Annotated in this window: 4 protein-coding genes; 2 read left to right on the top strand and 2 right to left on the bottom strand. The window is 62.8% G+C overall.

From position 1 onward, the window contains the following. Positions 1-1,511 (top strand): hypothetical protein (locus tag GPT34_RS17455; RefSeq protein ID WP_291015246.1); only part of this gene is annotated, 1,511 nt, incomplete at its 5' end. Positions 1,512-1,651: 140 nt separating this feature from the next. Here the strand turns inward: GPT34_RS17455 and GPT34_RS17450 are convergent. After that, complete coding sequence (locus GPT34_RS17450; RefSeq protein WP_291015244.1) at positions 1,652-2,317, bottom strand: hypothetical protein; 666 nt, start codon at positions 2,315-2,317, stop codon at positions 1,652-1,654. A 564-nt stretch (positions 2,318-2,881) separates the two neighbouring features. Between GPT34_RS17450 and GPT34_RS17445 the strand changes: the two genes are divergently transcribed. Then, positions 2,882-4,087, top strand: coding sequence for an HD domain-containing phosphohydrolase (locus GPT34_RS17445; protein WP_291015242.1), 1,206 nt, complete (start codon positions 2,882-2,884; stop codon positions 4,085-4,087). Here the strand turns inward: GPT34_RS17445 and GPT34_RS17440 are convergent. Then, positions 4,018-4,599, bottom strand: a complete 582-nt coding sequence (locus GPT34_RS17440; RefSeq protein ID WP_291015240.1) for a hypothetical protein — start codon at positions 4,597-4,599, stop codon at positions 4,018-4,020. The genes GPT34_RS17445 and GPT34_RS17440 overlap by 70 nt on opposite strands. Positions 4,600-4,757: the final 158 nt, after the last annotated feature.

Genomic DNA, 4,757 nt, shown 5'->3' with positions numbered 1-4,757 from the left:
ACCGGCTCCCGATCTCGCGCGACGTCGATCTCCAGCTGGCGACCAGCCGCAAGTTCGGCAACGCCGATGGGGGCCAACAAGCCTGGCAGGTCACTGCTGCCCTGCAGGTCGCATTGGGTGGCGCAGCCACCCGGACGCCGGAATCGCAGGACCGGTTCAACAGCGCTCTGGCCATGCAGCAGCTGCCAGCGAACGCAGCGCCGTCGGCCGAGAGCCTCGCGCAGGCGCTGGAAGCCGGTGGCTTTGCCCATGTGACCGTCCAGCGAAGGTCGGCAAGTGAGCAGCAGCCTGCCCTCTGGCAGGTGCGCGCGGAGGCCCGCCAGTGGCGCAAGAGCCAGGTCGATGCCGTGGCCGCCGCGCTTGCCGTCTGGGTCAAGAGTCAGGGCCAAGACGGTGCTGACGACCTGCTGCTGACGCTCACCTACCAGCGCCAGCCGGTCCTGAATGCGTTTGCCAGCGCCGGGTGTTTGCGTGAGTGGCTGCAGGGCCCGGAGTGGCGCTGCGCCGCCGATCGAACGGGTTTGCAGGGCAGGGGTTTCATGTACCTCAATGCCGACTTGGAGCTACCCGCGGTTTTACAGGCGAAGCTGCAAGCCCCGGTTAGCGAGACGGCACAGGCGGGTGACGCTCGCGCGTGGATGCCACAACTGGCGCTCTCGCCGAAGCTGGCCACACGCGTCGGCACCGAGTTTGGTCTGTTCGACTACTCGCTGGCCGCGGTGGTCGGCGCCGAAGTAGCCTTGGCGCCCGGTCTGTTCTGGCATGGCACGTTCACAGTGCCGGTGTCGAACTCCAGTCGCTTCGACGATGGAGAGATTTTTGGCGATGACCGGCTTGACACGGTGGGCTTTGACGAGGCCATGCTCAGTTACTGGAAGCCGCTGCCGAACAGGGTGGCGGTCCAGGCCAGCGCCGGCTTCCTCGATCGGCGCTACCTGGGTGGACAGGTTGATGCCCGCTGGAGCAATGCAGATGGGCGGCTGCGTGCCTCGGGTACGGCTGGTGTGTACCGGACCGAAGACACCGGCGATCGGCGCACACCGGTGCTGGGCGCTTTGCGCTACACCGTGTTGCCGGCGCGCTGGCAGGTGGAGGCCACGGCAGGGCAGTTCCTGGGTGGGGACCGCGGCGTGCAACTGGCCTCGTTGCACTGGTGGGGCGATACCCAGATGAAGCTCTACTATTCCAACAGCCAGGGCAAAGCGACTTCAGCGCTGAGCGTCCGGCGCCAGCTGCTGGGTTTTGTAATCAGCTTCCCGTTGGGCCCACGGGCAGCGACCTCCGTTGGCCCGGTCACAGTCCGCGGGGCTGATCGCTGGGGCTGGGGGCTGAAGACCAAGGTGGGCGAAAAAGACAACGTTCTGACCAGTGGCTACGCCGAGGCTCCCACGCTGCGGCATGGCCTGGCCAGCGATGTGAGCGATTTCGATCGCAATGGCATTGCCGATCTGGCGGCCCGAGCGCGATTCATGCGCGAGGCTGTGCTGGACGGGTTGGCGGCAGGGCGCTAATGGGGGCATTGATACAAAGTCGATCCAGCGACCTGCTGTCGGCATGGGCCTGCTTGAAGCTGGTTAGGGACACCTGCTCAGGCCGAGAGTAGTCAAGAAAAAACCCGCCGAGGCGGGTTTTCTCTTTTATGCCAGAGCGATCAGTTGCTGCCGGTCGCGCCCGTGGGCGCTGCCACAGGGACGGTACCCAACAGGATTGAAGTGCCAGCGGTGGTGACATACGTCACGTTGCCCGATGCATCGATACGCAGGCCTTCATAAGTGGAGAAGAACGAATTCGATTGGAAGGTTGCAACCAACCATACATAGAAGGCACTGAATGGTGTGTTGACGGTCAGCGTCTTATCTTTGAGGGCCACATTGACGGAACAGTTGTTGATCTCATATGTGCCAGCACGAGGATTGCCCGGTGGAACTTCCAGGATGCATGAGCCGAAATTGAAGGCGCCAGACGTGCTCCCCATCCCGCTCCCGAATGTCATGGTGAACGTCATGGTGTCAGGGCTGGAACCGCCGACGGTAATCTTTACGTCTTTCGAGAATGTTTCAGTAGTAGGCGGCACGGTGGTGTTATCGACCAGTGTCAGATCATCGGTGAACGTAAATCCATCTTTTGCGGCGGTCAGCAGCTCGAAAGCCGCCTGCTTGTTGGCCGTGTTGATGGGCAGGTTCAGGTCCGACAGCGCGACCACTTTGGCAGCGGCAGTTGTACTGGAATCGCTACCGCCGCCGCAGGCGACAAGGGTTGCGGCCGCCAAGGCCATTGCGGCCAGCAGGCCAGCGCGTTGAAACAGGGACTTGGACATGGTTCTCCATTCAGAGTGGGTTGATCAACTTACGTCACATCGCGGGGGACACCGCGAAAGTGATCACTGTACGCAATGCATTGACGAGAAACTGGGCTAAAACACCACCAAAATCTGGCCAGATTGCGTCGGGAGGACCGCAACGACAGGACCGCTCCCAGGCCTGTGAGACCTTCCTGGCGTTTCCGTGAAGGGTCGCTCCTCCCGATCGGACCGTATCGTATCGGAGTTGACTGGGGGCCCTGCGCGCAAGGGCTGATCTGCTCTACTTTTTGGGTGAAATACAACGTTGGGCTAGGTGCAGTGGGCACTCCAGCGCCTACGCCCTCCAGCCACCGAGACCCGCTTGACGCGGCCATCAAGGCCATGACCCTCACCCGCCCTTGCCACTGCTTGGCCGCAGCTAGCTGAAAGGGGTCAATGCCGGCTGACTGGCAAGATCGGATCGACGGCGTTCTGGTCTGGCCCCTTTCGCCCAGCCTCCCCCCTGCCGCTAGGTTTTTGCGCCATTTTTCAGGTGGTTATTTGAGGTTTGACGGGAAGGCCTGCGGATACATTCGACTTATGTACCAGTTGCTGCCCGAGGACGCACTCGTCCTGAACCAGCCCGTCCCGGTCAATCTTTGGGACCCCAAGGGCGTCCTTTTGCTGCGCAAAGGGGAAACGGTCGCCACTCAGAAGCAGCGCGAGCAGATCATGTTGCGCTCGCCCGGCGTACTCGCTGGCGAATGGCAGGCCGTGACTTATGGGTACACGGCGAAGCTCGACCGGATGGTGCGCAACAATGAGTCACTTAGTGACATCGCCAAGCTCAGTGCACTGACGGTGGACGTTAAAGCCCAATCGAAAGCGGATGTGTCGTCACCCCAGGAAGCCTGGGCTGAGCTTCACGCCACCCTGAGCAGCTTGTTGCATCAGGGAGCGGGCGCCAGTGACTTCCTCAGCCGCTTGCTGCGTGTGCAGCAAGAGGCGGATCACCTTTGGCAGCTGCAACCGGACACCAGCATGCTGGTGCTGGTGCAGTACCTGTTCGCCCCCCGCCTGTCCTACAGCACCACACACGCTTTGCTGTGTGCTGGCCTGTGCCAGATGGTGGCCGCGTCCGCCGACCTAGCCGCTGACACACGTCGGCGCCTGAGTCAGGCCGCACTGACCATGAACCTCGGCATGACGCGGGCGCACGACGAGCTCGCGCGACAGGGTGCCGAGCCCACCGCGGTGCAACGCCGCATGATTCGCGAGCATCCTCTCAGCAGTGCAGCTGCCCTTCGCGAACTGGGAGTGATCGATCTGGCCTGGCTGCGGCTGGTCGAGGAGCACCATGAACGGAGTGATGGCACCGGCTATCCTGCTGGACGCCGGGTCGACAGCGTAGAGCATCGGCTGCTGCAGTTGGCCGACAGCTTTGTCTCCTGCGTCAGCCCGAGAGCAGGTCGCGGTTCTTTGCCGTCGCAGGATCTGGCGCGGCAGCTGTACCTCGGATTCGGACATACGCCAGACCGCTGGGGTGCCCTGTTCGTGAAGGTGATCGGCTTTTTTCCACCGGGCAGCTACGTGCGGCTGGCTAACGGTGAGACGGGTGTCGTGGTGCGCCGTGGCCAGAAGGCGAATACACCTAAGGTGATGTCCTTGATCAGCCGTATGGGCACGCCGCTGGGAGAGCCTGTACTAAGGGATACCGCGCAGGCTGCTTGCGCCGTTCAAGCCAGTTTGCCGCCCGGTGAAGTGAAGGTGGCGATCAACGTGGCACAGCTGCTGGCACGTTGCTGAAGGGCCTGACATCTGCAGGGAGCGCAGCGCCCTGGGCCTAGCTGGCGCTGGCTGACCCGTCCCCAGCCTAGACAAGGCCGAGGCGCGCCAGCCTCTGACGCGCTATTCAGGCCAACTTCGGTCGGCGAGGAAGGCGCGCAACGGTTCAAGCGCCTGATCGGGTGCTTCCTCCTGTGGCAGGTGGCGGTGCCAGGCAGGCTGACGAGCTTGCTGGCAGCGATCGCCTTGAGGTAGTCCTGCGCATTGCTCGCGGGAATCATCGCGTCCAGTTCGCCCCACAGAAGCAGAGTGGGCGCCTGTATGGTCCTCAAGCGGGGCAAAGGGTCGGTGAGCACCATCTGGCCCATGCGTTGCAGCATCGCTTTGCGTGCCCCGGGCGCGAGCATCAGTTCGTGGTAGCGCTCCGTGATTTCGTCGGTGAGGGCCTTTGGGTCGGCATAGGCGGGCGCCAGGTTCATGCGCAGCATGGCGCGAGGGAGCACCACGCGCATCATCTGCAGCAACCCAGGCACTTCGAGTGCCTTGCCGTAATGAAATCTCCCGCCGCTAAGCTTGCGCTGTAGCGGGGGTTTCTTGGGTCAACGACCAGAGCGCAGACGCATTGCTGCGCCCACGACTTACCTCAGTCTCACCAAGCGTAGGGTGCATTGCTGCACCCGGTTCGGAGCAT

The sequence above is a fragment of the Hydrogenophaga sp. genome (assembly GCF_011390835.1).
Taxonomy (GTDB): domain Bacteria; phylum Pseudomonadota; class Gammaproteobacteria; order Burkholderiales; family Burkholderiaceae_C; genus Hydrogenophaga.
Note: the sequence above shows the minus strand (reverse complement) of the source record. Positions and strands in the feature narration are given on the sequence as shown.